Here is a 26,187-nt window from a genome sequence, read left to right as displayed (position 1 = left end):
TCAGAACCGTTAACGGGTTGCGTTAACTGCCGCAGTCCATGCCTGGTTAAAGGCCTGGTGCTGAGCGGCCAGCGGCCCAATCAGCGTATTATACTGACTGGCCTGCTGTGAAGTCGGGAACTGAATACCGTTCGCCACGAAGCTCACCTGCGCTTCCTGCTGAGCGACAAAATCGCCCACCTGCACCAGCTGCTGGGTAAATACCTGCGCGGCCGGAATCAGCGGCTGTAGCGCATTCGCCGGAGCGGTCACTACTTTGTTATAAACCTGGTCGAAGACCGGCTTGAGATCGTCACCCTGTTTCAGCGCACCGTGTGCAGCGTCCGCCTGCATTTTTGCGTTTTCCAACTGTTGGCTTAATACGCCTAAAGCGCCGTTTGCCTGACGTAGCGGTTCACGCTGAGTCATATAATCCTGCGGGACACGAATCGCATTTACGCTATCAACCACCGGACGCAGACCGGCATCCATCGCCTGGCTCACCTGCTGTGAATAGCCATAAATCACCGCATAATCGGAGACGAAAGGCCCGAACTGTTTTTTCTGATCGGCGGTCAGCGTCGGCAGACGTTCGCCGCTACGCATTGCCGTATTTTGCAGGAAGTCGATGAACGCTTTGCGCTGATCGCCTTCTTTATCAAAACATCCACTCAGGCTAACCACCATTAACAGGGCTGCAATAGCCGCAAACCAGCGAGAGCAGGACTTTCCTGTCGCCATTTTTTTACTCCTTTCAGCCAAAAAAAGCGCAAACAGGCACACACGTGCCAGACGCTGACAAGGATAGTCCAGGTCGGCCTTGCAGGATACCTTTTCCTGACAATCTTCCGCCTTAAAATGCCGGTTATCGCTGTTTTAGCGCGCAATAATATCGTCTGTTAAGTTCATCACAATTACCACCATCCCTCGCCCAGGCCAGGACCGAATTAACAAGCTGATTTTATTTAAATTTATTGCGTATCTTTGCTTTTACATTAGCAAAGCGGACGATAATCGCACGCTTCCCGACTAGCCTACATTGCCTGAAATGCCGTTCGATGATTTTATTAAATGAGCGATTAACGACAATTCGTTCGATAATCGCACAAACAATATCAACGCCCGCGAGGGAGATAATAATAATCTATCTCTGTCCCCCGCTCTGCCTGCCAGGAATGCCGCATGAAGAAAACAACCATCGATATTCAGGCTTTTATCAATGAACATCCCTTCACGAAATACCAGTGGATGATTCTGGCCTTATGTTTTATCACCGTCGCTATGGACGGGTTCGATACCGCGATAATCGGCTTTATTGCCTCCGACCTTGTACAGGAATGGGGGGTCGAAAAGTCAGCGTTGGGCCCGGTGATGAGCTCCGCGTTAGTGGGGCTTGCCGTCGGTGCGCTGACAGCCGGACCGCTAGCCGACCGCGTTGGGCGTAAGAAAGTGCTGATTATGTCAATCGTGGTTTTCGGTAGTTTCAGCCTGCTGACCGCCTTTGCCACCAGTCTCAATCAGTTGACGCTACTGCGTTTTCTGACCGGACTTGGACTGGGCGCCGCCATGCCAAACGCCGCGACGCTGATGAGCGAATATGCCCCCGAGCGCCGTCGGGCGCTGATGGTTAACCTGATGTTTGTCGGCTTTCCGATGGGCTCATCGCTGGGAGGTTTCCTCTCCGCCTGGATGATCCCTCACTACGGCTGGCAAAGCGTGCTGGTGCTTGGTGGCGTGATGCCGCTGCTGTTAGCGGTAGTGCTGATCTTTCTCTTACCCGAATCAGCGCGGTATATGGTGGTGAAACAGCAGCCAGCACAGCATATTGCTGCCATTTTGCGCCGCATCGCTCCCGTTCCTGAACACGCTGAATTTGAACTACGCGAAGCGGGCCAGGTAAAAGAGAAATCGGCCATTGGGGTGATTTTCTCACCACGCTATGCCGTGGGGACCGTAATGCTCTGCCTGACCTACTTCATGGGCCTGCTGATTTTCTATTTACTGACCAGTTGGCTGCCGCTGTTAATTCGCGAAACCGGCGCAACCATGAGCCAAGCCTCGATTATTACCGCGTTGTTCCCGCTGGGTGGCGGCATTGGCGTGCTCATCCTCGGCGCATTGATGGATAAGATCAACCCGAACAAGGTCGTCGCCGTAGGTTGGCTGCTGACCGGAGTATTCGTTTGTCTGGTCGGTTTCTCAACCAGCAGTCTGCTGTTGATGGGTGTGATGGTGTTTATCGCGGGCAGTATTATGAACGGCGCGCAATCATCGATGCCTGCGCTGGCTGCCGGATTCTATCCAACACAAGGACGCGCGACCGGCGTTGCCTGGATGCTGGGCATTGGGCGCTTTGGCGGCATTCTTGGCGCATTTAGCGGCGTATTCCTAATGGAAGCTCAGCTATCATTCGAGACTATTTTTACTCTATTGGCCATCCCGGCGTTCTTGTCCGCCATCGCATTATTGGTGAAATACAAACTGAGCCAACGACAATCCACGGCCCCACAGGGTGAAGTCGATAAGCTGCAAAAGGCGTAATCCATAAGGCCAGCGGGAACGCGCTGGCCTTTTCTGCTTTTCTTCTTAACTGTTTACAATAATTTTCTAAACAGGCTGGCCCTATTATTAATCATCATCTTACCCAGACCATGACCCATCAGAAGAAACCGCGTCGGCAAATAATCACCTACGTGATCATTCTTAGATCTTTTTTGCGACTATTCTTAAGAGGCTCTACAAATTTCAACCTCCGCTGTATGAAAGAGAGGAGCTCTCAATGGAATATAAAGATCCTGTATTTGAATTAATGAGCAACCTGGAACAGATTATTTTTAAAGATCAAGCACAGGCGGCAACCCTGACGCGCAAGTCCGCCGCATTCAGCGAATTTGAACAGCTACGCAAAGGTACCGGGCTCAAGATAGATGATTTCGCCAATGCCATGGGCGTCAGCGTAGCAATGGTACAAGAGTGGGAATCGAGACGCCTGAAACCCTCTTCCACCGAGATGAAATTAATGCGCCTTATTCAGGCGAACCCACAGCTTTCAAGACAGATCATCGACTAACAATTTAGGCTATACTTCGTTCAGGCTGACGGTCCTGTTAAGGACCGTTTTTAAGCCAGTGAAAAAAAAGTTTGCTATCACGGCGCGAAAATGCGTTAATGCTCGCAGGTTTGATTTAAAGACCACAGAGTATTCGAATAGAGCAGTCCTTCAAAGGTTATCGTTGATACCCCGGTAGTGAACTTTCCCTTTATCGCTTCAAATCTGTAGTCCAGACCGTAACGCCGAAAGGCTCATTTATTTTTTAAAGGTAATTCGCTATGTCCGGTAAAATGACTGGTATCGTAAAATGGTTCAACGCTGACAAAGGTTTCGGCTTCATCACTCCTGACGATGGTTCTAAAGACGTGTTCGTACACTTCTCTGCTATCCAGAACGAAGGCTACAAATCTCTGGACGAAGGTCAGAAAGTTTCCTTCACCATCGAAAGCGGCGCTAAAGGCCCGGCAGCTGGTAACGTAAACAGCCTGTAAGCTTAAAAAGCTCAAAATTTCAAGTCCCTGCCAAACGGCGGGGATTTTTTTTATCTGCGATAACCTTTAAAACGCAGGGAAGAGCAGTCACAAGGACATTCCAAATCCGGCAGAGGGATTCTCGGTAATGAGTCCGGCAGATAAGTGCAACACTGGCCATCACAGCCCGAAAGGCCACAATCATCACGCTCCTTTTTACGTTTCGGATCGTCTTTAGGCTTTTGTTTTTGCAAAGTTTCAGCCGCAAGCCGACAGTCACTGAAACGCTGACGAATCTCTCCCCAGCCGCCAATCACACCTTTCTGTTGGATAATCTCTTTGACCGCCCCCGAGCATCCTTGCGTATGATGCAGAGCGCCATAAGCACAGCGATATCCTTTACGGGGAGAGATAACACGCTGATAGAAAACGATGAATTTCAAAATCAGGTTATTCATATAGGCCTTTTATGCCGGATGCGACATGAAAGGCAATAATAACCACCATTTCTATAAGACTAATATAAATGGATTCTCAAAAAATAATTTGCTCAATTGAGAACCCATCTATCACTATTCAATACGCGCCAGCAAACCAGCCGCTTTCCCGCCACTCAAGAAAGTGGGTCAGATTCAGCGCTTGTAAAAAAGCTTCATCATGCGACACAACCAGTATCGCGCCGGGAAACTGTTCTAGTGCTTTTTCAATCGCCTGAGTGGACGCCAGGTCGAGATGATTCGTGGGTTCATCAAGTAACAGTAATTGCGTCGCTTCCCGCCGCCAGAGCACGCAGGCCAGCGCCGCCTTCAGCCGCTCTCCTCCGCTTAGGGCCGATAATGGTAGATGGACTTTGTCCGCCCCCAGCTGTAATTGCGCCAATTGGCTGCGTAGGGCACCTTCTTCTAATGGCGTATCGCCGAGATTCAGATGCATCATCACCGATAGCGACAAATCTAACTGACTCAGGTGCTGATCTAAATACGCTGCGTGAACGGATAAGCGACTGACTCCTGACTGAGCAGGTTCTAGCCCCAGCAGCGTTTTAAGCAGCGTCGTCTTACCGCAACCATTGGGGCCGCGCAGCGCCACCCGCATCGGCCCATCAAGCCGCCAGCTCAGCGGTAGCATATGCGCATGCGCCAACTGCAACGCTTCCAGCTCCAGCACCTGTTTTCCCGCAGCGACCTGGCTACCGGGCAAAGTAAACATCACCGGGTTGTCCTCCTCTACCCGTTCACGCGCCTGTACTACCGCATCGTTGAGAGCGCTATTTTGTTCACGATGCTGGCGCTTAAGGGTGCCGGGGCGCTCTTTCGCCGCCCCTTTGTAAGCCACCCGTTCGAATGAGGCGATATTTAGCGTGTCGATAGTTCGTAACGTCTGCGCAGAACGCCGCTGGCAGGCATCATGCTCTTTTTGCAAACGTGCGCGGGTACGTCTTCGCTCAGTAGCAGCATGCTCCAGCGCGGCGCGAGCCGCCTGTTGTTCCAGCTCGCGCTGCTGCTGATAATCCGCGTAGTTTCCGCCATAGCTGCGCAGAGCCGCGGGCGTCAACTCAAGGATGCGCGGCATTCTGGCCAGCAACTCCCGGTCATGGCTGGCAATCAGCGCCCCGCCACGCCAGCGTTCAAGCTGCTGATACAGCCACTCGCGGCCCTGTCGGTCCAGATGGTTGGTGGGTTCATCAAGCAGTAAATAGTCCGCGCCACTGAGAAATGCTCTGCATAACAGCGCTTTCACGCGTTCACCACCGCTCAGCGAAGAGGCCGGACGTTCGGGGGAAAATTCACCTAAACCAGCATCCATGAATCCTGCACGCAGGCGATCCGGAAGATCCCAAAAACCATCAAGATGTTCAAGGTCGTCAGCACGTCCTTCACCTCGATTCAGGCGAGCCAGAGCAGCGAAAACAGATTCAAAGCCTAATAACTCAGCCAGCGTAGTATTTGGGGTCATCGCATGCTGCTGCGCCACGTAGCTAACTGAAGCAATACGCTCGATACTTCCGCCAGACGGTGAGTCACCCCCCGCCAGCAAACGCAGAAGCCTGGTTTTTCCGACGCCATTGCGCCCAACCAGGCCACAGAGGGAGCCTTCGAGCGATAAATTCAGCGGACCAAAAAGCGTATCTCCTGTCGCAAACTGACAGGTGACCTGATGCAAAATAAAAGAAGGGGACTGGGCACTATGAGCCATAAGCACTCCTGAATGAAATTAATACCTCCCCTGCCCGCAAATAGCGCCAAGCAAGGAGCGAAATTCATCAGTCGTGTTTGTTCATTTGTTGCGTGCTCTCCAGTAAGACGAGGGATTCGTCGGGACATAGGATAGCCACATCGCGGCAGGGATTTCAAGCCTGTTTTTTCAACAGGTAGACAGACAGGGGGAAAAAGGCCTCCTGATATCAGGAGGCAAAACATTTATTTGATGAAAAATGAAAGGGTGTATTGAGAATGCTTAACACCAAAAGAATGGTGGGGATAGCTCCCCACCAGACACTCTTACTGTTTAATTTCACAGGCTAAGAATGCCACCAGCTCAATATTTCCCTGCCTGAGTTGTAATTCACACAGTGAATCGCGAACCATCCAGGTAAATAATAAAACAGTGAAGCAAATCACTATTAAGCCAAACAACAGATACTTTTGCGGCATTCCTCGCCTCCAGTGTTGATTTTCAACAGGTAAGAGGCTACTCTTATGGTGTTGATGCATAGGGGAGCCTCACTTTGATTACCATCAGGTGGGGCTTTTCTCTATCTGTCTCCTGCAGAATACCTGAGACAAACAGTCTCAAGCACCCGCAAGTATTCTACCGTAAATATCCAACTAGACGGCGTTGATATATTCCTAAAAAATTCTCTACTGCTGAATGAAATTAACAAAAGTATTAATTAGAGAATTATTAACGGTTCACTTATTTATATTTCAGACATAAAAAAACCTGCCCAGAGGCAGGTCTTTTATTATTAACGATACGCTTACTGCAGCAGAGAAATATCCGCTACCTGCAGGAACAGATCGCGCAGCTTAGACAGCAGCGTCAGGCGGTTTACGCGCACGTTCTGATCTTCAGCGTTAACCATCACGTTCTCGAAGAATTCATCTACCGGTTCACGCAGAGAGGCCAGCTCAATCAGAGCTTTCTGATAACGGCCCTCGGCGAAGTACGGTTGCAGTTTATCGCGCAGCACGACTAAATGGCCTGCCAGCTTAATTTCTGCCGCGTCCTTCAGCACGGAAGCATGAACGATATCGTTCAGCGTTACGTCTGATTTCGCCAGAATATTGGAGACTCGCTTGTTCGCTGCCGCCAGCGCAGCAGACTCTTCGAGGGTACGGAAGTGCGAGACCGCCTTCATACGCGCATCAAAGTCTGCCGGACGAGTCGGACGACGCGCCAGTACCGCCTGAATGATATCAACGGTATAGCCTTCGTCCTGATACCAGGCACGGAAACGACCGAGCATGAAATCGATAACTTCATCGACAACTTTCGCATTAGTCAGCTTGTCACCGTACAGACGTACCGCTTCTTCGGTCAGCGTTTGCAGATCCAGATTCAGGTTCTTCTCGACGATGATGCGCAGCACGCCCAGCGCGGCACGACGCAGCGCAAACGGGTCTTTATCGCCTTTCGGATGCTGACCGATACCAAAGATACCCGCCAGGGTGTCCATCTTATCGGCAATCGCGACCGCACAGGCAACCGGGTTGGACGGCAGGTCATCACCGGCAAAGCGCGGCTGATACTGCTCGTTCAGCGCGACGGCCACATCTTCCGCTTCGCCATCGTGACGCGCGTAGTGCATACCCATCACGCCCTGGGTGTCGGTGAACTCAAAGACCATGTTGGTCATCAGGTCGCACTTGGACAACAGGCCCGCGCGGGTGGCGTGATTAACGTCAGCGCCAATCTGCTCGGCAATCCAGCCCGCCAGCGCCTGAATACGGTCAGTCTTGTCGCGCAACGTACCCAGCTGTTGCTGGAATAGCACGGTTTGCAGACGCGGCAGATGGTCTTCCAGGCGTTTTTTACGGTCGGTATTAAAGAAGAATTCGGCATCCGCCAGACGTGGGCGCACAACCTTCTCGTTGCCGGAAATAATCTGAATCGGATCTTTCGATTCGATATTAGCGACGAAGATAAAGTTCGGCAGCAGTTTGCCGTCGTTCGCGTAAACCGGGAAGTACTTCTGGTCACCTTTCATGGTGTGAACCAGCGCTTCAGACGGTACGGCGAGGAATTTCTCTTCGAATTTTGCGGTCAGAACAACCGGCCATTCAACCAGGGAAGTCACTTCTTCCAGCAGGCTTTCGCTCAGATCGGCATTACCGCCAATTTTACGCGCAGCTTCTTCAGCATCGGCTTTGATTTTCGCTTTACGCTCGGCATAATCGGCAATGACTTTGCCGCGCTGGCGCAGGATTTCAGGATACTGGTCGGCATTATCGATGGTGAATTCAGGCTCGCCCATAAAGCGGTGACCACGAATCACACGGTCAGACTGGATACCCAGAATCGTTGCCGGAATAACTTTGTCGCCCAGCAGCAGCGTCACGGTGTGAACCGGACGCACAAAGTGCACGTCTGACGCGCCCCAGCGCATCAGCTTCGGGATTGGCAGCTTCGCCAGCGAGGTGGCAATCATATTCGGCAGCAGCGCTTCGGTGCTTTCGCCCTTCACGTGTGCGCGATACAGCAACCATTCGCCTTTGTCGGTGGCCAAACGCTCAGCCTGATCGACGGTGATACCGCAGCCACGCGCCCAACCCTCAGCCGCTTTGCTTGCTTTACCTTCGGCATCAAACGCCTGGGCAATCGCCGGGCCGCGTTTTTCGACTTCGCGATCGGCTTGCGCCGCCGCCAGATTTGCCACTTTCAGCGCCAGACGACGCGGAGCAGCAAACCATTCAACTTTACCGTGCTCGAGGCCAGCGTTATCCAGCTCCGCAGTCACGTTCGCAGCAAAGGATTCAGCCAGGCTGCGCAGTGCTTTTGGTGGCAACTCTTCAGTGCCGATTTCCACCAGGAAAGTTTTCTCAGACATGGCCGCCTCTTATTTATTCTTGTTGCACATCGGGAAACCAAGGGCTTCACGGGAAGCATAGTAAGCTTCAGCCACTGCTTTGGTCAGAGTGCGGATGCGCAGAATATAGCGCTGACGCTCGGTGACGGAGATGGCTTTACGCGCGTCCAGCAGGTTAAAGCTATGGGCGGCTTTCAGAATACGCTCGTAGGCAGGCAGCGGCAGCGGGTTTTCCAGCGCCAGCAGCAGCTGAGCTTCTTTCTCATACTGCTCAAAGCAGGAGAACAAGAAGTCGACGTCTGCATATTCGAAGTTGTAAGTCGATTGCTCGACTTCGTTCTGATGGAACACGTCGCCGTAGGTGGTTTTACCCAGCGGGCCGTCGCTCCAGACCAGGTCGTAAACGCTGTCTACGCCCTGAATGTACATCGCCAGGCGCTCCAGGCCGTAGGTGATCTCACCGGTAACCGGTTTACACTCCATACCGCCGACCTGCTGGAAGTAGGTAAACTGCGTCACTTCCATGCCGTTCAGCCACACTTCCCAGCCCAGACCCCAGGCTCCCAGCGTTGGGTTTTCCCAGTTGTCTTCCACGAAGCGAATATCGTGAATAGTTGGATCCATACCCAGCTCTTTCAGAGAACCGAGGTACAGCTCCTGAATGTTATCCGGAGAAGGTTTAATCACCACCTGGAACTGATAGTAGTGCTGTAAACGGTTCGGGTTTTCACCGTAGCGGCCGTCGGTCGGACGACGAGAAGGCTGAACATAGGCGGTAGCCATCGGCTCTGGCCCCAGCGCGCGCAGGCAAGTCATGGGGTGAGAGGTGCCGGCGCCAACTTCCATGTCCAATGGTTGAACAATGGTGCAGCCCTGGCGAGCCCAGTAATCCTGTAAGGTCAGGATCAAGCCCTGGAAGGTCCTGGTATCAAACTTTTGCATATTATTTCGTGCTGGATACGTGTGGATTTAAAGGAAGGGATCAGTATACCCGCTGACTGAGAGATATACAGTATGAAACGGGGTTGTTTAAGGAAAATTGCGGAAATTAACGCCATCACGCGGCACCAGAGCCGCATTTAGCGCATGGAAAGATGCAAAAACTGCCCGTCCGGATCAAAAGAACAGATAAAGCGCTCATTCTGCGAGGTCATACCCGAAAGCTCATAGCTTCCCTGGAACTGTTCAACATGGCTAACATCGACCTGCCGAATACCTGTACTGTAACGTATTGCCGCATTATCCTTGCACAATTGCTCCATATTGAGAGTCGTTTGCGGCGTTATCTGCGCTCTTTGCGCTTTTTGCTCTGGCTGAGATGGCATCTGGCTACAGCCCGCCAGCAGAAGCAACAGCAGTCCAGAAAATACATATTTCATCACCACTTTTCTCGACCACCTTGTGAGTAAATTGTTATTGTGCAGATTGCGTAAATTGACCCAGCCATTGTGCAAATCGGTCCATGTCACGACAAGTCTATGGCGATAAACTCAGATTATTCCACTGAGATACCATCGAATAATCGAAGTCAGACCCTTTTTGAGAGGACGCAATTGAGGCCCTGATGCAGGAAAAAATTAACTGGATTACCAATTTGCGCGGTATTGCTTGCCTGATGGTGGTGATGATTCATAGCACCACCTGGTACATCACTCACCCGCATACTATCAGCCTGCTGGATTGGGACATTGCTAATTTCCTTAACTCCGCATCCCGCGTCAGCGTACCGCTATTTTTCATGATTTCAGGCTATTTATTTTTCGGTGAGCGTAGTGCTCAGCCCCGGCATTTTCTGCGCATTGGCCTGTGCATCCTCTTTTACAGCGCGCTATCTCTGCTCTATATCACCCTGTTCACCCATATCAACGTCGAACTATCGCTAAAGAATGTGCTGCAAAAGCCAGTCTTCTATCACCTGTGGTTTTTCTTCGCGATCACCGTGATTTATCTGCTCTCGCCGTTAATCCAGGTTAAACAGGTCAGCGGTAAGATGCTGCTGGCACTCATGCTGGTTATTGGCATCATGGCAAATCCCAATATGGTGGCGGTGAAAGCAGGCGGAATCGAATGGCTGCCAGTTAATCTCTATATCAGTGGCGATGCCTTTTATTATGTGCTGTACGGCATTCTGGGCCGGGCAATTGGGATGATGGACACCGATAGAAAATGGCTGACGCCACTGTGCGCAACGCTCTTTCTGGCAACAGTATGGGTGATATCACGTGGCACGCTGTATGAGCTGCGCTGGCGCGGCGACTTTGGCGATACCTGGTATTTATACTGCGGACCCGCAGTTTTTATCTGCGCGATTACCCTACTGACGCTGGCAAAAAATACGCTCAATACGCGCCAGATACCGCTTATTGCGCCAATCGCCCGCCATTCCTTAGGGATTTACGGCTTTCACGCACTGATCATCCACGCGCTTCGCGCCAGTGGGCTTGAACTGACGCGCTGGCCGTTGCTGGATATCGTGTGGATTTTTAGCGCCGCGCTGCTGGGAAGCTTGCTGCTCTCAACCCTGGTTCAACGGTTCGATAGCCGTCGCCTGGTGAGCTAGGGTTATTCTGCGGAGTCTTGCTGCGCCACGCGTTTCGATACTGTTTTACGGGGCAATGTTGATGCGCCGTATAAACACACAAACCACGCCGCCACGTAGATGATCTTCTCATCCCAACCGGCGGGCACAAACATGGCGCCGACCATTAATAAACCAACTGATAGCAGGAGTACCAGGCGACATAACGAAGCAAAGCCATCATCTTTTTTACGTTCTTCTTGCATCGTACGCTGATGGGCTAACATCGCGAATAGCCCCATCACCAGAACGCCGAGAAAATAACCTTTACCGCTAAATAACGGGCAGGTACGCCAGATACCCACCAGATAAACCAGCGCCCCAATAGCCATTAATAGCTTTGGAATAATATTATTTTTCATAGGGCCTCCCTGGCAAAAAAACAGCCCTCATTATGTACTGATGAAACGTGATTATCGGTACTTTTCGCATTCGAAATGACAAATTCGGAATATATAAATACACACAGCGAATGAATAAATCAGGACATATTCAAAGAATGGATTCGCCCCATCAACTGGGGCGAATTTATCAGGACATCAACGGTAAAAGCTGCTGATAAATCTGCCGGAAGGTTTCCCGACGAGGGGCATAACGGGCAAAACGTTCGGCATCCGGACGATGAGCCTGTTCCAACGGGAGTTGCGGGAGCAGATCAGAGAATGCGACATTTTTATGTAGTGCTAACTGCGCTAGTCTCGCCGCGCCAAGCGCCGGACCGACATCGCCGCCGGTGCGAAAATCAAGCTGTTGACCGCTAATATCCGCGAGCATTTGCCGCCAGTACGCGCTGCGCGCACCGCCGCCAATCAGCGTTACGCTCTCTGGCTTAACGCCGCAGGCGTGAACAACATCCATCCCATCTGCCAGGGCATAGCCAACGCCCTCCAATACCGCTCGCGCCAGTTCCGCTGGGCCATGCTGATGGGTCAGGCCGAAAAAGACGCCTTTCGCCTGCGGATTGTTATGCGGCGTACGTTCTCCGGATAAGTAGGGCAAGAACCAGACCGGATTGGCATCGTCGTTAGCCGATTCCGCCGCTGCAATCAGCGCTGGAACCGTACCGAGACCGGTTAATTTCGCCGCCCAATCGAGGCAAGATGCCGCACTCAGCATCACCGACATCAGATGCCAGCGTCCGGGCAGCGCGTGACAGAAACTGTGAACGGCGCTTTCCGGTTTGCTAAGAAAACCGTCGCTGACGGCAAAGTAGACGCCCGATGTTCCCAGCGACAGCATCGCCTGACCGGCATCCGCCATGCCCACGCCAACCGCACCCGCCGCGTTATCGCCGCCACCGGCCACAACCAGCGCTTCCGGCATATTCCACGACTGCGCGATGGAAGAACGAAGCGAGCCCGTCACCTCACAACCTTCAAACAGCGCGGGCATGTTATCGCGGCTCAGCCCGCAGGCAGCGAGCATTTCATCGCTCCAGTCGCGTCGCGCCACGTCCATCCACATCGTACCGGCAGCATCAGACATATCGCTGGCAAACTCGCCGGTCATACGTAAACGTAAATAATCTTTTGGTAGTAAAACTTTATCAACCTGGCGGAAGACTTCAGGTTCGTGGCGCTGAACCCACAGCAGCTTCGGCGCGGTAAATCCAGGCATCATCAGATTGCCGGTTATCTCCCGCGAACGGCTGACTTTATCTTCCAGCAGCGCGCACTCTTCGCCACAGCGGCCGTCATTCCATAAAATCGCAGGGCGCAGAACGCGCTGTTGTTTATCCAGCAGCGTTGCGCCGTGCATCTGCCCGGCAATGCCTAAGGCTTTGACCTCGCGCAGAGAGTGTTGCGCGCCCAACGCTTTCATTGCGTTGTCTGTCACCTGCCACCAGTGTTCAGGATCTTGTTCGGACCATAGAGGGTGCGGACGCGATACGTCGAGCTTTTCGGTATGTGAAGCCACGACCTCGCCCTGCTCGTTGAGCAAAATGGCCTTAACACCCGAGGTACCCAGATCAATCCCGATATACATACAGTCTCTCCTTACCAGCGCGCCACGACTGAGCGTGGCGCGAATAGAGCATCTGCTATAGCCAATGCCCGGGCTAGCCGGGCATCATCATTAATTATCAAACAGATAGCGATTAACAACGTTTTCCAGCAGCTCCTGATGGCCGCTTTGATGCTGCGGAGCCAGGTTATGTTGAGTCGCATACTGAGCGATTTCAGTCAGATTCATCTGCCCTTTAAGGATTTGCTGGCCCAGCTCACCGTTCCAACCGGCATAACGTTTGGCAACGCGTTTATCCAGGTCACCGCCTTCAATCATACGAGCTGCCACTTTTAAGGCCAGCGCCATAGTGTCCATCGCGCCAATGTGACCGTAGAACAGGTCGTATTTATCGGTGCTCTGACGACGCACTTTAGCATCAAAGTTCAGACCGCCAGTGGTGAAGCCGCCCGCTTTAAGGATTTCGTACATCACCAGCGCGTTTTCTTCAACGCTATTCGGGAACTGGTCGGTGTCCCAACCCAGTTGCGGATCACCACGGTTAGCATCAACGGAGCCAAACAGGCCAAGAGCGATGGCGGTAGCAATTTCGTGATGGAAAGTGTGACCTGCCAGCGTCGCGTGGTTCGCTTCGATATTCAGTTTGATCTCTTTTTCCAGACCGAACTGCTTGAGGAAACCGTACACGGTAGAAGCGTCGTAATCGTACTGATGCTTTGTTGGCTCCTGCGGTTTTGGCTCGATCAGCAGCGTGCCCTGGAAGCCAATTTTGTGTTTGTGCTCAACGACCAGTTGCATAAAGCGACCAATCTGCTCGCGTTCCTGGCGCAGGTCGGTATTCAGTAAGGTTTCATAGCCTTCACGACCGCCCCACAGAACGTAGTTTTCGCCGCCCAGTTTATGGGTCGCATCCATCGCAGTAACCACCTGAGTCGCCGCCCAGCTGAATACTTCCGGATCCGGATTCGTTGCCGCACCTGCGCCGTAACGTGGGTTAGTAAAGCAGTTCGCCGTGCCCCACAGCAGCTTGACGCCGCTCTGCTGCTGTTTTTCTGCCAGCACATCAACCATCTGCGCGAAGTTATTGGCATATTCTTTCAGGGACGCGCCTTCCGGAGAGACGTCGATATCGTGGAAGCAGTAATAAGGCACGTTCAGCTTGTGGAAAAACTCAAAAGCGACATCGGCTTTACGCTTCGCCATTTCCAGCGCTTCGCCCGGCTGCTGCCAGGGACGATTAAAGGAACCCACACCGAACATGTCAGCACCATTCCAGCAGAAGGTGTGCCAGTAGCAGGCCGCAAAGCGCAGGTGGTCTTCCATGCGTTTGCCCAGCACCAGCTCATCCGGATTGTAATGACGGAAAGCCAATGGGTTAGCGGATTTCGGGCCTTCATAACGAACGCGATCAAGTTGATCGAAATAGGTCTGCATAATGAACTCCATATTCAGGGGTGCGGCGAGTAATAAGTCATAATCCAATATAGAATTCTCCTTTTACTTTCCTCAATTACGTTATTTCACACCGCAATTGAGAGAATTCACAAACGTGCGCCAGGTCGCAAAAATAATACGTAAAACGCCTAATTTCGCTGCTTACATGATGAGAGATCAATGAAATACGATGATAATTGATTATTAAAGTACGATCACGGTCATAAATTCACAAATAAACAAAATTTCATAACCGTAAAATAAGCATAGATAATTGCCATCGCCCGTTTCCGAGTTAAAAATCTTCTTTGTATCAGGCCGTTTATTTTCATCACCCTTCTTATCCTGCACTTTACAAAAAAGGTGTTATTATTATGAAGATAAAGAACCTTTGCCTTACGCTCTGTGCCGCGCTGGTCCTCACTAGCTTTTCGGGTATCGCTAAAGAAGTTAAAATTGGCATGGCTATTGATGACCTCCGCCTTGAGCGCTGGCAAAAAGATCGTGATATTTTTGTCAATAAAGCTGAATCATTAGGTGCGAAAGTATTTGTACAATCAGCAAATGGCAACGAAGAAACCCAAATGTCGCAAATCGAAAACATGATAAATCGCGGCGTCGACGTTCTGGTTATTATTCCGTACAACGGCCAGGTGCTCAGCAATGTGATTAAAGAAGCAAAACAGGAGGGCATTAAAGTTCTTGCTTATGACCGACTGATCAATAATGCCGATATTGATTTTTATATTTCCTTTAATAATGAAAAAGTGGGTGAAATGCAGGCCCAAAGCCTGGTCGATAAAGTCCCTCAGGGAAACTATTTTCTGATGGGCGGCTCCCCTGTCGATAATAACGCCAAGCTGTTCCGCGCCGGACAGATGAAAGTCCTCAAGCCCTATATTAATGATGGCAAAATTAAAATCGTTGGCGATCAGTGGGTCGACGGCTGGCTACCAGAAAATGCGCTGAAAATTATGGAGAACGCCCTGACCGCCAACAATAACAAAATTGATGCGGTCGTCGCCTCTAACGACGCTACCGCCGGCGGTGCTATTCAGGCCTTAAGCGCCCAGGGTCTTGCGGGTAAAGTGGCAATTTCCGGCCAGGACGCCGATCTCGCGGGCGTAAAACGCATTATCGCAGGCACCCAGACGATGACCGTCTACAAACCGATCACCACCCTTGCCACCACTGCGGCGGAGATCGCCGTCGAACTGGGCAACGATAAACAACCCCAGGCAGACGCCACGCTCAACAACGGGCTGAAAGATGTACCGTCGCGGCTGCTGACACCAATCGAAGTCAATAAAGACAATATTGATCAGACGGTGATTAAAGACGGCTTTCACAAAAAGAGCGAACTGTAATTGCTGACGCCCCTTTCCGGGGCGTTATCCTCGTCCAGCCGGATATCGCTTATGCGGAGCATCTATGTCCTGGTTACTCGAAATGAAAAACATTAGCAAAACCTTCGGTGTGGTGAAGGCGATTGATAATGTCAGCCTGCGGCTGAACGCCGGGGAAGTGGTTTCCTTATGCGGAGAAAATGGCTCCGGAAAATCCACGCTGATGAAGGTACTTTGCGGAATATATCCGCACGGAAGTTATGAAGGAGAAATTATTTTTTCCGGGGAAATATTACAGCCCGGGCATATTCGCGATACCGAGCGTAAGGGGATCGCCATCATTCACCAGGAGCTGGCGCTGGTAAAACACCTGACCGTTCTGGAGAATATTTTTCTCGGCGCGGAGATCTCTCGCTACGGCTTGCTGGATTATGAAACCATGACCTTACGCTGTGAGAAACTGCTGGCTCAGGTCAATTTATCTATTTCACCCGATACCCGTGTCGGAGATTTAGGTCTCGGTCAGCAGCAACTGGTCGAAATAGCCAAAGCGCTAAATAAACAGGTACGGCTGTTAATTCTCGATGAACCCACCGCCTCATTAACTGAACAAGAAACAGCCATTCTGCTGACTATTATTCGCGATCTGCAAAATCACGGTATCGCCTGTATTTATATTTCCCATAAACTCAATGAAGTCAAAGCCATATCAAACACCATCTGCGTAATCCGCGACGGCCAGCATATCGGCACTCGCAACGCCGATGGCATGAATGAAGATGACATCATCACCATGATGGTGGGCCGCGAGCTCACGGCACTTTATCCCAATGAAGCCCACAGCTGCGGCGATGAAATTCTGCGGGTTGAGAACTTAACCGCCTGGCACCCGGTGAATCGCCACATCAAGCGGGTCAACGACATCTCTTTCTCGCTGCGGCGCGGCGAAATTTTGGGTATTGCCGGGCTGGTCGGCGCGGGTCGTACCGAAGCGGTTCAATGCTTATTTGGCGTCTGGCCGGGCCGCTGGCAGGGAAAAATTTTCATTGATGGTCAGCAGGTAGCGATTCACAACTGCCAGCAGGCTATCGCGCTGGGCATTGCCATGGTGCCGGAGGACAGGAAAAAAGACGGTATCGTGCCAGTTATGGCGGTAGGTAAGAACATCACGCTGGCTGCCCTGAGCCAATTTACCGGCCCGCTGAGCAGCCTTGACGATGCCGGTGAGCAACACTGCATTCAGCAATCCATCCAGCGCCTGAAAATCAAAACCTCATCACCGGAACTGGCGATTGGTCGCCTGAGCGGCGGCAATCAGCAAAAGGCAATCCTCGCCCGCTGCCTGCTGCTGAATCCGCGCATTCTGATCCTCGATGAGCCCACCCGCGGCATCGACATCGGCGCTAAATACGAAATCTACAAGCTGATTAATCAGCTAGTGCAGCAGGGGATCGCCGTCATTGTCATTTCATCTGAGCTTCCCGAAGTGCTTGGGCTAAGCGACCGGGTGCTGGTGATGCATGAAGGCAAGCTGAAAGCCAATTTGATCAACCAGGACCTGACCCAGGAACAGGTGATGGAAGCCGCACTGAGGAGCGAACGCCATGTCGAAGAACACGTCGTCTGAAATAAAACTCACCCCGCCAGCCCCTGCCGCACTGTCAGGGCTAAAAGGCATGAATCTCCAGGTTTTCGTGATGATCGCCGCCATCGTGGCGATTATGCTGTTTTTCACCTGGACCACTGAAGGCGCTTATCTGAGCGCGCGCAACATCTCCAACCTGCTGCGCCAGACCGCTATCACCGGCATTCTCGCAGTCGGGATGGTGTTTGTGATTATTTCCGCCGAGATCGATCTCTCTGTCGGTTCAATGATGGGCCTGCTCGGAGGCGCGGCGGCGATTTTCGATGTCTGGCTCGGCTGGCCCCTACCGCTGACGATTGTTGTCACGCTGGCGCTGGGCCTGATACTAGGGGCCTGGAACGGTTGGTGGGTCGCCTATCGCAAAGTCCCCTCGTTTATCGTGACCCTTGCCGGAATGCTGGCGTTTCGCGGCATTCTGATCGGCATTACCAACGGCACCACCGTCTCCCCCACCAGCCCGGCAATGTCGCAAATCGGCCAGAGCTATCTCCCTGATGGCATTGGCTTCGCTATTGGCGTCGTGGGAATGGCGGCGTTTATTATCTGGCAATGGCGTGGGCGGATGCGGCGCCAGGCATTAGGCCTGACGACGCCGGCATCAACCGCAACCGTGGGTCGTCAGACTATTACCGCCGTTATCGTTTTGGGTGCAATCTGGCTGCTAAACGACTACCGCGGCGTACCGACGCCGGTACTTATCCTTGCAGCCCTTCTGTTGGTTGGGATGTTTATGGCCACGCGTACCGCTTTTGGGCGGCGCATCTACGCCATCGGCGGAAACCTGGAAGCCGCGCGCTTATCCGGTATTAGCGTTGAACGCACCAAGCTGGCAGTATTTGCCATTAATGGCCTGATGGTAGCTATCGCCGGGCTGATCCTCAGCTCGCGACTGGGTGCAGGTTCACCTTCCGCCGGTAACATCGCCGAGCTGGATGCTATCGCCGCCTGCGTGATCGGCGGTACCAGCCTTGCGGGTGGCGTTGGCAGCGTCGCAGGGGCCGTTATGGGGGCATTTATCATGTCCGCGCTGGATAACGGCATGAGCATGATGGACGTCGCCACCTTCTGGCAGTACATCGTCAAAGGCGTCATTCTATTACTGGCGGTGTGGATGGATTCAGCCACTAAACGTCGAAGCTGATCGCATAAAAAATAAATATGCCCGAATTATTTGCGCTACCGCCAAACTTAGGCACAAGTAGCTTGAAATAATTCGGGCATTGGTCGGTATTGTACGACCAGCGAAAGAGACCAGGAACAACACTATGTTTGAAAAGCGTCACCGTATTACGCTGTTATTCAACGCCAACAAAGCCTACGACCGCCAGGTTGTTGAAGGCGTTGGCGAATATTTGCAAGCATCGCAATTGGAATGGGACATCTTCATTGAGGAAGATTTCCGGGCGCGAATTGAAAACATTAAGGAGTGGTTAGGCGACGGCGTCATTGCCGATTACGACGACCCGGAAATTGAAAATCTGCTGATCGGCGTCGATGTTCCTATCGTCGGCGTCGGTGGCTCTTTCCATCGTCCGGAATGCTATCCGCCGGTTCACTACATCGCTACCGATAACGCCGCGCTGGTCGAAAGCGCGTTTCTCCATCTGAAAGAAAAAGGCATCAACCGCTTCGCCTTTTACGGTCTGCCCACTTCCAGCTGCAAAGGCTGGGCCGCCGAGCGCGAGCACGCGTTTTGCCAGCTGGTCGCCAGAGAAAAATATCGCGGCGTGGTGTATCAGGGTCTCGAGACAGCGCCGGAAAACTGGCAGCATGCGCAAAATCGGCTTGCCGACTGGCTACAAACATTGCCGCCGCAAACCGGAATTATCGCTGTCACCGATGCCCGCGCACGCCACGTGTTACAGGCCTGCGAGCGGCTGCATATTCCGGTCCCGGAAAAGCTGTGCGTGATTGGCATTGATAACGAAGAGCTTACCCGCTACCTGTCGCGCGTCGCTCTGTCATCCGTCGCCCAGGGCACCCGCCAGATGGGCTATCAGGCCGCGAAGCTGCTGCATCGTCTGCTGGAAAACGAAGACTTACCGTTGCAGCGGCAATTGATTCCGCCGATGCGCGTAATAGAGCGTCGTTCCACCGACTATCGTTCGCTGTCCGATCCGTCAGTTATTCAGGCAATGCACTATATCCGTAACAACGCCTGTAAAGGGATTAAGGTCGAGCAGGTGCTGGATGCCGTCGGTATCTCCCGCTCGAACCTTGAAAAGCGCTTCAAGGAGGAGGTGGGCGAGACGATTCATACGATGATCCACAGCGAAAAGTTAGAAAAAGCGCGCAGCCTGCTGGTATCGACTACGCTGTCGATTAACGAAATTTCGCAGATGTGCGGCTACCCATCGCTGCAATATTTCTATTCAGTGTTTAAGAAAGAGTACGACGTGACGCCGAAGGAGTACCGCGACCGGCACAGTGAAGTGATGATGTAGAACGCAAAGAAAAATGCCCGGGCTTGCGCACCGGGCATTAGACGACATGTATGAGCAATTACATGTGTGCGGCAATTAACCGCTGGTTATCCTGATACATCGCGAAGAGAAAGTTGTTATAGCTCGACCCTTTGGTCGAATAGCCCTTCAGCTTGTGAATCATCGTGCTGGCGGTCAGCTCCTGATCGGCCTGGCGCATTTGCGCACGCGATTTACGGAACGACGAATAGGCCGGATGCGTATTCAGATTTCTCACGTAGGCCTGAACGGACTCCTCTACAGAATCAAACTGGGAGTAGCCCTTCACCGCACCGCGACAGTTTCCACCGCCACACTTCATACCAAACAGATTGTTGTTCACCCGCGCCAACTTTGACGTTCCCCAGCCGCTTTCCGCAGCTGCCATGGTTGCTACCATGCTATTCGGAATAATGTCGACGCGCTCAAGCAGCGAATTCCATGGAATATGGCGAGTATTGCCAGACCATTTCACTTTATAGCGTGAAGCGATCTCTTTCAGGCGCGCACGCTCGCTCGGTGACCAGCGTGCATCGTACTGCTTGGTTACAAGCCAGTTACGATCGGCGGTAATCACCTGATTCTGTTTCGTAATATAAGGCATTACCGTCCGGAGAAACGCTTTTTTCCTTGGTGTCCCGGAAGGGTATTTTCGCAAATCAGGAAGTGAACTGCTCTTTACACTATTGCGAGAATACTCTTGTTTACTGCTTACCTTGCTTACTTTAACCGTACTTTTCTTCTTAACTTCTGAGGCTTTATGACTCGTTGTTGCTGTGTGTGTTGTTGCCAGCACACTACCTGAAAATAAACAGGTAAGTAACATGAGTATCGCAGCCCCATATCGTCGCATGGGAATCGATATCATTAGGTCTCCTGGTCGGATTTAATCATTCCAACACCTTGTTTTTCGCAAAAAATCGATGGTTGAATCGCGAATAGTATCAAAAATACCCAGATGACGCACCCACAGAAATAGTCCAATTCCGAAAAGCTGTCATCTGAAATCGGTTTCTGCGGCATTACATCCGCTCAAAAATGCGACAACCATCTCATTTTGCGCTCATTTTTTGAGCGCGATCACTCACCCTTATTCATCCTCCCAGGAAAATCAGAGACGGGATGAGTTCATTGGATAAGCAAACGCGCAAACTGAACAAAACACCGCACACAGGACTCCGGAATGAAACTCGCTGCGCTTGCGTCGCTGCTGTTGCCTGGGATGGCCTTCGCCGCCTGGACCACCGCAGATTTCCCCGCCTTTACCGAAGAAGGCACCGGCAGATTTATCAGTCAAAACGAGGTAGCAAAGGGTACGCGCCCTCTGCGAATTAATTTTGACCAACAGTGCTGGCAGCCCGCTGGCATCATCAAACTCAACCAGATGCTTTCCATGGAGCCCTGTCGCGATCCAGCACCGCAGTGGCGCGTATTCCGCGATGGTCGCTATACCCTGGAAGTCGATACCCGTTCGGGCACGCCAACCCTGATGGTTTCCCTGGAGGAGAAACAGACTGCCGCCGCCGCGCCGCAGCTGAAGCAGTGTCCGAAATGGGATGGCAAACCGTTGACCATCGACGTCAGCAAATCCTTCGCCGAAGGCAGTAAAGTTCGCGACTTCTATAGCGGCAATGTCGCCACCGTCAGCGGCGGTAAAATTACCCTCCAGCCCGCGTTTAACAGCAATGGCCTGCTGTTGCTTGAACGTGCAGAGACTCAAGCTGCCGCACCATTTAACTGGCACAACGCCACCGTCTATTTCGTCCTCACCGACCGCTTTGTTAACGGCAACCCGGCCAATGACAATAGCTATGGCCGCCACAAAGACGGTATGCAAGAAATCGGCACCTTCCACGGCGGTGACCTGCAAGGCTTGACCAGTAAACTTGATTATCTCCAGCAGCTCGGCGTCAACGCGCTGTGGATCAGCTCGCCGCTGGAGCAAATCCACGGCTGGGTTGGCGGCGGCACTAAGGGCGATTTTCCGCATTACGCTTATCACGGTTATTACACCCAGGACTGGACGAAGCTCGATGCCAATATGGGGACGGAAGACGATCTGCGCCACCTGATTGATGAGGCCCATAAGCGTGGGATCCGCATTCTGTTCGACGTGGTGATGAACCATACCGGCTACGCGACTCTGGCCGATATGCAGGAGTTCCAGTTCGGTTCTTTGTACATCCAGGGCGACGAACTGAAAAAGACTTTAGGCGAGCGCTGGACCGACTGGAAGCCGCGCGCGGGTCAAAGCTGGCACAGCTTTAACGACTACATCAACTTCAGCGATAAAGCAGGATGGGAGAAATGGTGGGGTAAAAAATGGATCCGCACCGATATCGGCGACTACGACAACCCCGGATTTGACGATCTAACCATGTCGCTGGCTTTCCTGCCGGACCTGAAAACCGAATCCACGGAGCCTTCCGGCCTGCCAAACTTCTATCACCATAAACCGGATACCGCGGCCAAAGAGATCCCTGGCTACACGCCGCGTGATTACCTGACCCACTGGCTGAGCCAATGGGTACGTGATTACGGTATTGATGGTTTCCGCGTCGATACCGCCAAACACGTTGAACAAGCCGCCTGGCAGCAGCTAAAAACTCAGGCCACGCAAGCGCTGGCAGAATGGAAGAAAGCGAACCCGGAAAAAGCGCTGGATAACGCGCCGTTCTGGATGACCGGCGAGGCGTGGGGCCACGGCGTAATGCAGAGCGATTACTATCGCCACGGTTTTGACGCGATGCTGAACTTCGATTATCAGGATCAGGCGTCGAAAGCGGCAAGCTGCATGTCCACGATGGATCTGACCTGGCAACAAATGGCAGAGAAACTTCAGGACTTCAACGTATTAAGCTATCTCTCCTCGCACGACACCAGCCTGTTCCGTGAAGGCGGCAGCACGGCGGCGGAACTGCTGCTGCTCGCGCCAGGCGCCGTGCAAATCTTCTACGGTGATGAATCCTCACGGCCGTTTGGCCCAACCGGGTCAGACCCATTGCAAGGCACGCGTTCGGATATGAACTGGCAGGATGTGAGCGGTAAAGCCGCACGCAGCGTCACCCACTGGGAGAAACTGGGCCAGTTCCGCGCCCGCCATCCGGCGATTGGCATGGGCAAACAAACCACGCTATCGATGCCAAAAGGCTACGCTTTTATCCGCGAGAGCGGCGACGATAAGGTGATGGTGGTGTGGGCGGGCCAGCAATAATCACATAACAGCACGCTCCCCTGATTATCAGGGGAGCGTTTTCAGGATAAATATCCAAAAAACACTTCTCTGGCAGCACAAAACCGAAATATCCTTCCAGTCCCTCGATTTGCACCCTGTCTGCGCTGGCGTTATGGTTACCCACTTTCCAGGGATACCGACAGATTAATCGCGATGACATTTTCACTTTTTGGCGACAAATTTACCCGTCATTCGGGCATCACCCGCTTGATGGAAGACCTTAATGACGGCCTGCGCACGCCGGGTGCCATCATGCTGGGCGGCGGTAATCCCGCACAGATTCCGGAAATGAATGATTACTTCCATAGCCTGCTAGCCGACATGCTGAATAGCGGCAAAGCCCTTGATGCGCTTTGTAATTATGACGGCCCGCAGGGTAAAAGCGAGCTGCTGGTCCTGCTGGCGAAAATGCTACGTGATGAACTGGGCTGGGAGATCGAGCCACAGAATATTGCACTGACAAATGGCAGTCAGAGCGCGTTTTTCTACTTGTTTAACCTCTTCGCAGGCCGTCGTGCGGATGGAACTACCCGTAAGGTGCTGTTTCCGTTGACGCCTGAGTACATCGGCTATGCCGATTCCGGCCTCGAAGAAGACCTGTTTGTTGCCACACGTCCGAACATTGAGTTGCTGCCGGAAGGCCAGTTTAAGTATCACGTGGATTTCGAGCATTTGCAGGTAACGGACGAGACGGGGATGATCTGCGTTTCTCGCCCCACCAACCCGACCGGCAACGTTATTACCGACGACGAGCTGATCAAGCTGGATGCGCTGGCCAATCAGCATGGCATCCCTCTGGTTATTGATAATGCCTACGGCGTTCCGTTCCCGGGGATTATTTTCAGTGACGCCAGGCCGCTGTGGAATCCGAATATCGTCCTGTGCATGAGCCTCTCTAAGCTCGGCCTGCCGGGCAGTCGCTGCGGGATTATCATCGCCAACGAGAAAATCATCACCGCCATCAGCAATATGAACGGCATTATCAGCCTCGCCCCCGGCGGGATGGGGCCAGCCATGATGTGCGAGATGATTAAACGCAACGACCTGCTGCGCCTGTCGGAAACCGTGATTAAACCGTTCTATTTCCAGCGCGTACAGGAAACTATCGCCATTATTCGCCGCTATCTGCCGCAAGAACGCTGCCTGATCCACAAGCCGGAAGGGGCGATTTTCCTCTGGCTGTGGTTTAAGGACCTGCCGATTTCTACCGAGCTGCTGTATCAGCGCCTGAAGAAACGCGGCGTCCTGATGGTGCCGGGCGATTACTTCTTCCCGGGACTGGATAAACCCTGGCCGCACACGCATCAATGCATGCGCATGAACTACGTGCCGGACCCGGAGAAAATTGAAGTTGGCGTGAAGATTCTTGCCGAAGAAGTTGAACGCGCCTGGGGCGAGCAGGACGCGTAATGACGCGTCAGGCGACCCGACATTGAGGGATATTCCCCGGGGGCGGCGCTTGATGCGCCTTGCCCGGGCTACGAGTCCGGGCGGGACCGTGCGGTTTGTGGTTCGGTAGCCCGGACAGGTGCGCCAGCACCGCCTCCGGGGAGCACGCTACATCGCCAACGCCGTCCGTCGGCGGCGCTCGGCGCTTATTCTTTCCAGCTCCACCGGCTCCATGCAATGCAGCGCCTGAGTCGGGCACGCCGCCACGCAGGCAGGGCCCTCTTCGCGATGACTGCACAAATCGCACTTCAACGCCTGTACGCCATCATCCACCAGCATCACGGTCATTGCGCCGTAGGGACACGCTATCATGCAGCTTTTGCATCCGATGCAGCGCCGCTGATCCACACGCCAGACTGAGTTTTCACGGCGGATAGCGCCTTCAGGACAAACATTCGCGCAGGGTGCATCCTCGCACTGGCGGCACAGCGTTGCCGTCGAGATATCGTCATTTTTCACCACGCGGATCCGCGGCGCAAAGTGCGTGGCGGAGACGCCAGAACAGTCCTGGTCCTGCTGATGGGACACCACGCAGGCTACTTCACAGGTACGGCAGCCAATGCATTTTTGCGCATCTGCGATAATAAACCGGTTCATCCTTGCTCCATTGGAGATAAAAATGCAGGTTGCCAGAAAAAGCCGGTCCCGCGCCTTGATCCTGAATGGAGTCAGCGGCTTTTTTTATCAGATATCCGCAACGATCTGGGCATTTGCCTTAATTTTCGCGCACGGAAAACCCCAGCTCACGGGAAATAGCCTCTGCCGTATCGCGCAGCGGTTTGAGTAAATTTTTTTCCCCCACCTGCTTAAGGCGCGATGTCGATAGAGAAATGGAGATAGCGTAAGGCACCCTTCGATGAATATCGAAAACCGGCACCGCCAGACAGGAAACGCCTAACTCATTCTCTTCCCTGTCCATTGCCATATTACGCTCGCGGATCTGCGCCAGTTCATCATGCATCGCAGGCAGGCCGGTAATGGTATTACGGGTCAACGGCTGAATAATGTCCTGATGAGTATTCCAGTAGCTCTCAACATAATCAGGATGACCAAACGCCATGTAGATCTTGCCCATCGCCGAGCAGTACAACGGCATATGCTGACCAATGTAGGCGCGAGTGCGCAGCATACCGGTCGTCGGTTCTAGCTTATAAATCAAAATCGCATGATCATCTTCACGGCTGGAAAAGTTCACCGTCTCACCGGTCGCCAGGTTGAGCGCCTCAAGGTGTGGTGCCGCGACGTGGATGATATTGAGCGATGACAAGGCCTTCTGACCGACAGCAATAAACTTCGTTGTCAGGCGATAGCTCCCCGCAGCCGGGGCCGGCGTCACGTATCCGCAAGATTGCAGCCCCTGCAATAAACGATGGACAGTACTTTTGTTCAACCCTGCCAACTCCGACAGGTGCGCCAGCGGGCAACCGTTCGGGTAATTACTAAGGATCTCAATCAGCATCAAACCGCGGAACAGACTCTGACTTCCCGCAGGCCTCTCTTTATCTTGCGTCATTTCGCACTCTTTTGTGACCATCGCTTCCGC

Annotated in this window: 23 protein-coding genes; 10 read left to right on the top strand and 13 right to left on the bottom strand. The window is 52.7% G+C overall.

Annotated features, from left to right (window positions below):
- Positions 1 to 9 precede the first annotated feature (9 nt).
- Positions 10 to 720, bottom strand: a complete 711-nt coding sequence (locus AC07P6_RS01215) for a DUF3053 domain-containing protein (RefSeq protein WP_110276247.1) — start codon at positions 718 to 720, stop codon at positions 10 to 12.
- Positions 721 to 1,161: 441 nt separating this feature from the next.
- Here AC07P6_RS01215 and AC07P6_RS01210 point away from each other — a divergent pair, with 441 nt between their 5' ends.
- The 3 genes from AC07P6_RS01210 (at position 1,162) to cspE (ending at position 3,522) form a co-directional block, all read left to right on the top strand.
- Positions 1,162 to 2,520, top strand: a complete 1,359-nt coding sequence (locus tag AC07P6_RS01210; protein WP_478315481.1) for an MFS transporter — start codon at positions 1,162 to 1,164, stop codon at positions 2,518 to 2,520.
- A 238-nt stretch (positions 2,521 to 2,758) separates the two neighbouring features.
- On the top strand, positions 2,759 to 3,049 hold the full coding sequence (locus AC07P6_RS01205; protein ID WP_182235267.1) for an HTH-type transcriptional regulator: 291 nt from the start codon (positions 2,759 to 2,761) through the stop codon (positions 3,047 to 3,049).
- Positions 3,050 to 3,309: 260 nt separating this feature from the next.
- Positions 3,310 to 3,522: a transcription antiterminator/RNA stability regulator CspE gene (gene cspE / locus AC07P6_RS01200; RefSeq protein ID WP_110276250.1), complete on the top strand. Its 213-nt coding sequence runs from the start codon at positions 3,310 to 3,312 to the stop codon at positions 3,520 to 3,522.
- 50 nt (positions 3,523 to 3,572) lie between these two features.
- Here cspE and yidD read toward each other — a convergent pair whose 3' ends face one another.
- From yidD to AC07P6_RS01170, 6 genes are all read right to left on the bottom strand, one after another.
- Complete coding sequence (gene yidD, locus AC07P6_RS01195) at positions 3,573 to 3,959, bottom strand: membrane protein insertion efficiency factor YidD (protein WP_478315480.1); 387 nt, start codon at positions 3,957 to 3,959, stop codon at positions 3,573 to 3,575.
- A gap of 118 nt (positions 3,960 to 4,077) precedes the next feature.
- Complete coding sequence (locus AC07P6_RS01190) at positions 4,078 to 5,697, bottom strand: ATP-binding cassette domain-containing protein (protein WP_478315479.1); 1,620 nt, start codon at positions 5,695 to 5,697, stop codon at positions 4,078 to 4,080.
- A gap of 305 nt (positions 5,698 to 6,002) precedes the next feature.
- Positions 6,003 to 6,155, bottom strand: a complete 153-nt coding sequence (hokA, locus tag AC07P6_RS01185; RefSeq protein ID WP_110276253.1) for a type I toxin-antitoxin system toxin HokA — start codon at positions 6,153 to 6,155, stop codon at positions 6,003 to 6,005.
- A 326-nt stretch (positions 6,156 to 6,481) separates the two neighbouring features.
- Complete coding sequence (glyS, locus tag AC07P6_RS01180; RefSeq protein WP_478315478.1) at positions 6,482 to 8,551, bottom strand: glycine--tRNA ligase subunit beta; 2,070 nt, start codon at positions 8,549 to 8,551, stop codon at positions 6,482 to 6,484.
- 9 nt (positions 8,552 to 8,560) lie between these two features.
- A complete protein-coding gene (gene glyQ, locus AC07P6_RS01175; protein WP_110276255.1) occupies positions 8,561 to 9,472 on the bottom strand; it encodes a glycine--tRNA ligase subunit alpha in 912 nt (303 codons plus the stop codon).
- A 137-nt stretch (positions 9,473 to 9,609) separates the two neighbouring features.
- Positions 9,610 to 9,909, bottom strand: coding sequence for a YsaB family lipoprotein (locus tag AC07P6_RS01170; RefSeq protein WP_478315477.1), 300 nt, complete (start codon positions 9,907 to 9,909; stop codon positions 9,610 to 9,612).
- Between the two features lie 185 nt (positions 9,910 to 10,094).
- Here AC07P6_RS01170 and AC07P6_RS01165 point away from each other — a divergent pair, with 185 nt between their 5' ends.
- Positions 10,095 to 11,090, top strand: coding sequence for an acyltransferase (locus AC07P6_RS01165; RefSeq protein WP_478315476.1), 996 nt, complete (start codon positions 10,095 to 10,097; stop codon positions 11,088 to 11,090).
- A gap of 2 nt (positions 11,091 to 11,092) precedes the next feature.
- On the opposite strand, the gene yiaB is transcribed toward AC07P6_RS01165, so the two are convergent.
- The 3 genes from yiaB to xylA all read right to left on the bottom strand — a co-directional run bounded on the left by yiaB (position 11,093) and on the right by xylA (position 14,507).
- The gene (gene yiaB / locus AC07P6_RS01160) at positions 11,093 to 11,470 is read right to left on the bottom strand and encodes an inner membrane protein YiaB (protein WP_478315475.1); all 378 of its coding nucleotides are present in this window, start codon (positions 11,468 to 11,470) and stop codon (positions 11,093 to 11,095) included.
- 169 nt (positions 11,471 to 11,639) lie between these two features.
- Positions 11,640 to 13,094 carry a xylulokinase gene (gene xylB, locus AC07P6_RS01155; protein ID WP_478315474.1) on the bottom strand — a complete coding sequence of 485 codons (1,455 nt, stop codon included), beginning with the start codon at positions 13,092 to 13,094 and terminating at the stop codon, positions 11,640 to 11,642.
- Positions 13,095 to 13,184: 90 nt separating this feature from the next.
- Positions 13,185 to 14,507, bottom strand: coding sequence for a xylose isomerase (xylA, locus tag AC07P6_RS01150; protein WP_110276288.1), 1,323 nt, complete (start codon positions 14,505 to 14,507; stop codon positions 13,185 to 13,187).
- Between the two features lie 374 nt (positions 14,508 to 14,881).
- On the opposite strand from xylA, the gene xylF reads away from it, so the two are divergent.
- The 4 genes from xylF to xylR all read left to right on the top strand — a co-directional run bounded on the left by xylF (position 14,882) and on the right by xylR (position 19,942).
- Positions 14,882 to 15,874 (top strand): D-xylose ABC transporter substrate-binding protein, encoded by a 993-nt coding sequence (gene xylF, locus AC07P6_RS01145; RefSeq protein ID WP_478315473.1) that lies wholly within the window; start codon positions 14,882 to 14,884, stop codon positions 15,872 to 15,874.
- A 64-nt stretch (positions 15,875 to 15,938) separates the two neighbouring features.
- On the top strand, positions 15,939 to 17,480 hold the full coding sequence (locus AC07P6_RS01140; RefSeq protein ID WP_182235274.1) for a xylose ABC transporter ATP-binding protein: 1,542 nt from the start codon (positions 15,939 to 15,941) through the stop codon (positions 17,478 to 17,480).
- A complete protein-coding gene (gene xylH, locus AC07P6_RS01135) occupies positions 17,458 to 18,639 on the top strand; it encodes a xylose ABC transporter permease XylH (RefSeq protein WP_182235275.1) in 1,182 nt (393 codons plus the stop codon). Before AC07P6_RS01140 ends, xylH begins: the two co-directional genes overlap by 23 nt.
- A gap of 124 nt (positions 18,640 to 18,763) precedes the next feature.
- Positions 18,764 to 19,942 carry a D-xylose utilization transcriptional activator XylR gene (gene xylR, locus AC07P6_RS01130; protein ID WP_182235276.1) on the top strand — a complete coding sequence of 393 codons (1,179 nt, stop codon included), beginning with the start codon at positions 18,764 to 18,766 and terminating at the stop codon, positions 19,940 to 19,942.
- Between the two features lie 58 nt (positions 19,943 to 20,000).
- On the opposite strand, the gene AC07P6_RS01125 is transcribed toward xylR, so the two are convergent.
- On the bottom strand, positions 20,001 to 20,828 hold the full coding sequence (locus AC07P6_RS01125) for a protein bax (RefSeq protein WP_478315472.1): 828 nt from the start codon (positions 20,826 to 20,828) through the stop codon (positions 20,001 to 20,003).
- 315 nt (positions 20,829 to 21,143) lie between these two features.
- Between AC07P6_RS01125 and AC07P6_RS01120 the strand changes: the two genes are divergently transcribed.
- Both AC07P6_RS01120 and avtA read left to right on the top strand, forming a co-directional pair.
- On the top strand, positions 21,144 to 23,174 hold the full coding sequence (locus tag AC07P6_RS01120) for an alpha-amylase (protein WP_478315471.1): 2,031 nt from the start codon (positions 21,144 to 21,146) through the stop codon (positions 23,172 to 23,174).
- Positions 23,175 to 23,348: 174 nt separating this feature from the next.
- Positions 23,349 to 24,605: a valine--pyruvate transaminase gene (gene avtA / locus AC07P6_RS01115; RefSeq protein ID WP_478315470.1), complete on the top strand. Its 1,257-nt coding sequence runs from the start codon at positions 23,349 to 23,351 to the stop codon at positions 24,603 to 24,605.
- A 147-nt stretch (positions 24,606 to 24,752) separates the two neighbouring features.
- Here avtA and AC07P6_RS01110 read toward each other — a convergent pair whose 3' ends face one another.
- Both AC07P6_RS01110 and yiaJ read right to left on the bottom strand, forming a co-directional pair.
- Entirely contained in the window at positions 24,753 to 25,241 is a 489-nt protein-coding gene (locus AC07P6_RS01110; protein ID WP_181484480.1) for a 4Fe-4S binding protein, read from the bottom strand.
- A gap of 118 nt (positions 25,242 to 25,359) precedes the next feature.
- Positions 25,360 to 26,178: an IclR family transcriptional regulator YiaJ gene (yiaJ, locus tag AC07P6_RS01105; RefSeq protein WP_182235279.1), complete on the bottom strand. Its 819-nt coding sequence runs from the start codon at positions 26,176 to 26,178 to the stop codon at positions 25,360 to 25,362.
- Between the last annotated feature and the right edge of the window lie 9 nt (positions 26,179 to 26,187).

It is taken from the genome of Klebsiella sp. GFKo11, assembly GCF_056490265.1.
The sequence above is the reverse complement of the archived record's forward strand: the minus strand, read 5'-3'. Positions and strand labels throughout refer to the sequence as shown.

Excerpts from the sequence above, each read along its gene's own strand:
- AC07P6_RS01215 (WP_110276247.1), bottom strand. The coding sequence starts at position 720 with ATGGCGACAGGAAAGTCCTGCTCTCGCTGGTTTGCGGCTATTGCAGCC.
- AC07P6_RS01210 (WP_478315481.1), top strand. The coding sequence starts at position 1,162 with ATGAAGAAAACAACCATCGATATTCAGGCTTTTATCAATGAACATCCC.
- AC07P6_RS01205 (WP_182235267.1), top strand. The coding sequence starts at position 2,759 with ATGGAATATAAAGATCCTGTATTTGAATTAATGAGCAACCTGGAACAG.
- cspE (WP_110276250.1), top strand. The coding sequence starts at position 3,310 with ATGTCCGGTAAAATGACTGGTATCGTAAAATGGTTCAACGCTGACAAA.
- yidD (WP_478315480.1), bottom strand. The coding sequence starts at position 3,959 with ATGAATAACCTGATTTTGAAATTCATCGTTTTCTATCAGCGTGTTATC.
- AC07P6_RS01190 (WP_478315479.1), bottom strand. The coding sequence starts at position 5,697 with ATGGCTCATAGTGCCCAGTCCCCTTCTTTTATTTTGCATCAGGTCACC.
- hokA (WP_110276253.1), bottom strand. The coding sequence starts at position 6,155 with ATGCCGCAAAAGTATCTGTTGTTTGGCTTAATAGTGATTTGCTTCACT.
- glyS (WP_478315478.1), bottom strand. The coding sequence starts at position 8,551 with ATGTCTGAGAAAACTTTCCTGGTGGAAATCGGCACTGAAGAGTTGCCA.
- glyQ (WP_110276255.1), bottom strand. The coding sequence starts at position 9,472 with ATGCAAAAGTTTGATACCAGGACCTTCCAGGGCTTGATCCTGACCTTA.
- AC07P6_RS01170 (WP_478315477.1), bottom strand. The coding sequence starts at position 9,909 with ATGAAATATGTATTTTCTGGACTGCTGTTGCTTCTGCTGGCGGGCTGT.
- AC07P6_RS01165 (WP_478315476.1), top strand. The coding sequence starts at position 10,095 with ATGCAGGAAAAAATTAACTGGATTACCAATTTGCGCGGTATTGCTTGC.
- yiaB (WP_478315475.1), bottom strand. The coding sequence starts at position 11,470 with ATGAAAAATAATATTATTCCAAAGCTATTAATGGCTATTGGGGCGCTG.
- xylB (WP_478315474.1), bottom strand. The coding sequence starts at position 13,094 with ATGTATATCGGGATTGATCTGGGTACCTCGGGTGTTAAGGCCATTTTG.
- xylA (WP_110276288.1), bottom strand. The coding sequence starts at position 14,507 with ATGCAGACCTATTTCGATCAACTTGATCGCGTTCGTTATGAAGGCCCG.
- xylF (WP_478315473.1), top strand. The coding sequence starts at position 14,882 with ATGAAGATAAAGAACCTTTGCCTTACGCTCTGTGCCGCGCTGGTCCTC.
- AC07P6_RS01140 (WP_182235274.1), top strand. The coding sequence starts at position 15,939 with ATGTCCTGGTTACTCGAAATGAAAAACATTAGCAAAACCTTCGGTGTG.
- xylH (WP_182235275.1), top strand. The coding sequence starts at position 17,458 with ATGTCGAAGAACACGTCGTCTGAAATAAAACTCACCCCGCCAGCCCCT.
- xylR (WP_182235276.1), top strand. The coding sequence starts at position 18,764 with ATGTTTGAAAAGCGTCACCGTATTACGCTGTTATTCAACGCCAACAAA.
- AC07P6_RS01125 (WP_478315472.1), bottom strand. The coding sequence starts at position 20,828 with ATGATATCGATTCCCATGCGACGATATGGGGCTGCGATACTCATGTTA.
- AC07P6_RS01120 (WP_478315471.1), top strand. The coding sequence starts at position 21,144 with ATGAAACTCGCTGCGCTTGCGTCGCTGCTGTTGCCTGGGATGGCCTTC.
- avtA (WP_478315470.1), top strand. The coding sequence starts at position 23,349 with ATGACATTTTCACTTTTTGGCGACAAATTTACCCGTCATTCGGGCATC.
- AC07P6_RS01110 (WP_181484480.1), bottom strand. The coding sequence starts at position 25,241 with ATGAACCGGTTTATTATCGCAGATGCGCAAAAATGCATTGGCTGCCGT.
- yiaJ (WP_182235279.1), bottom strand. The coding sequence starts at position 26,178 with ATGGTCACAAAAGAGTGCGAAATGACGCAAGATAAAGAGAGGCCTGCG.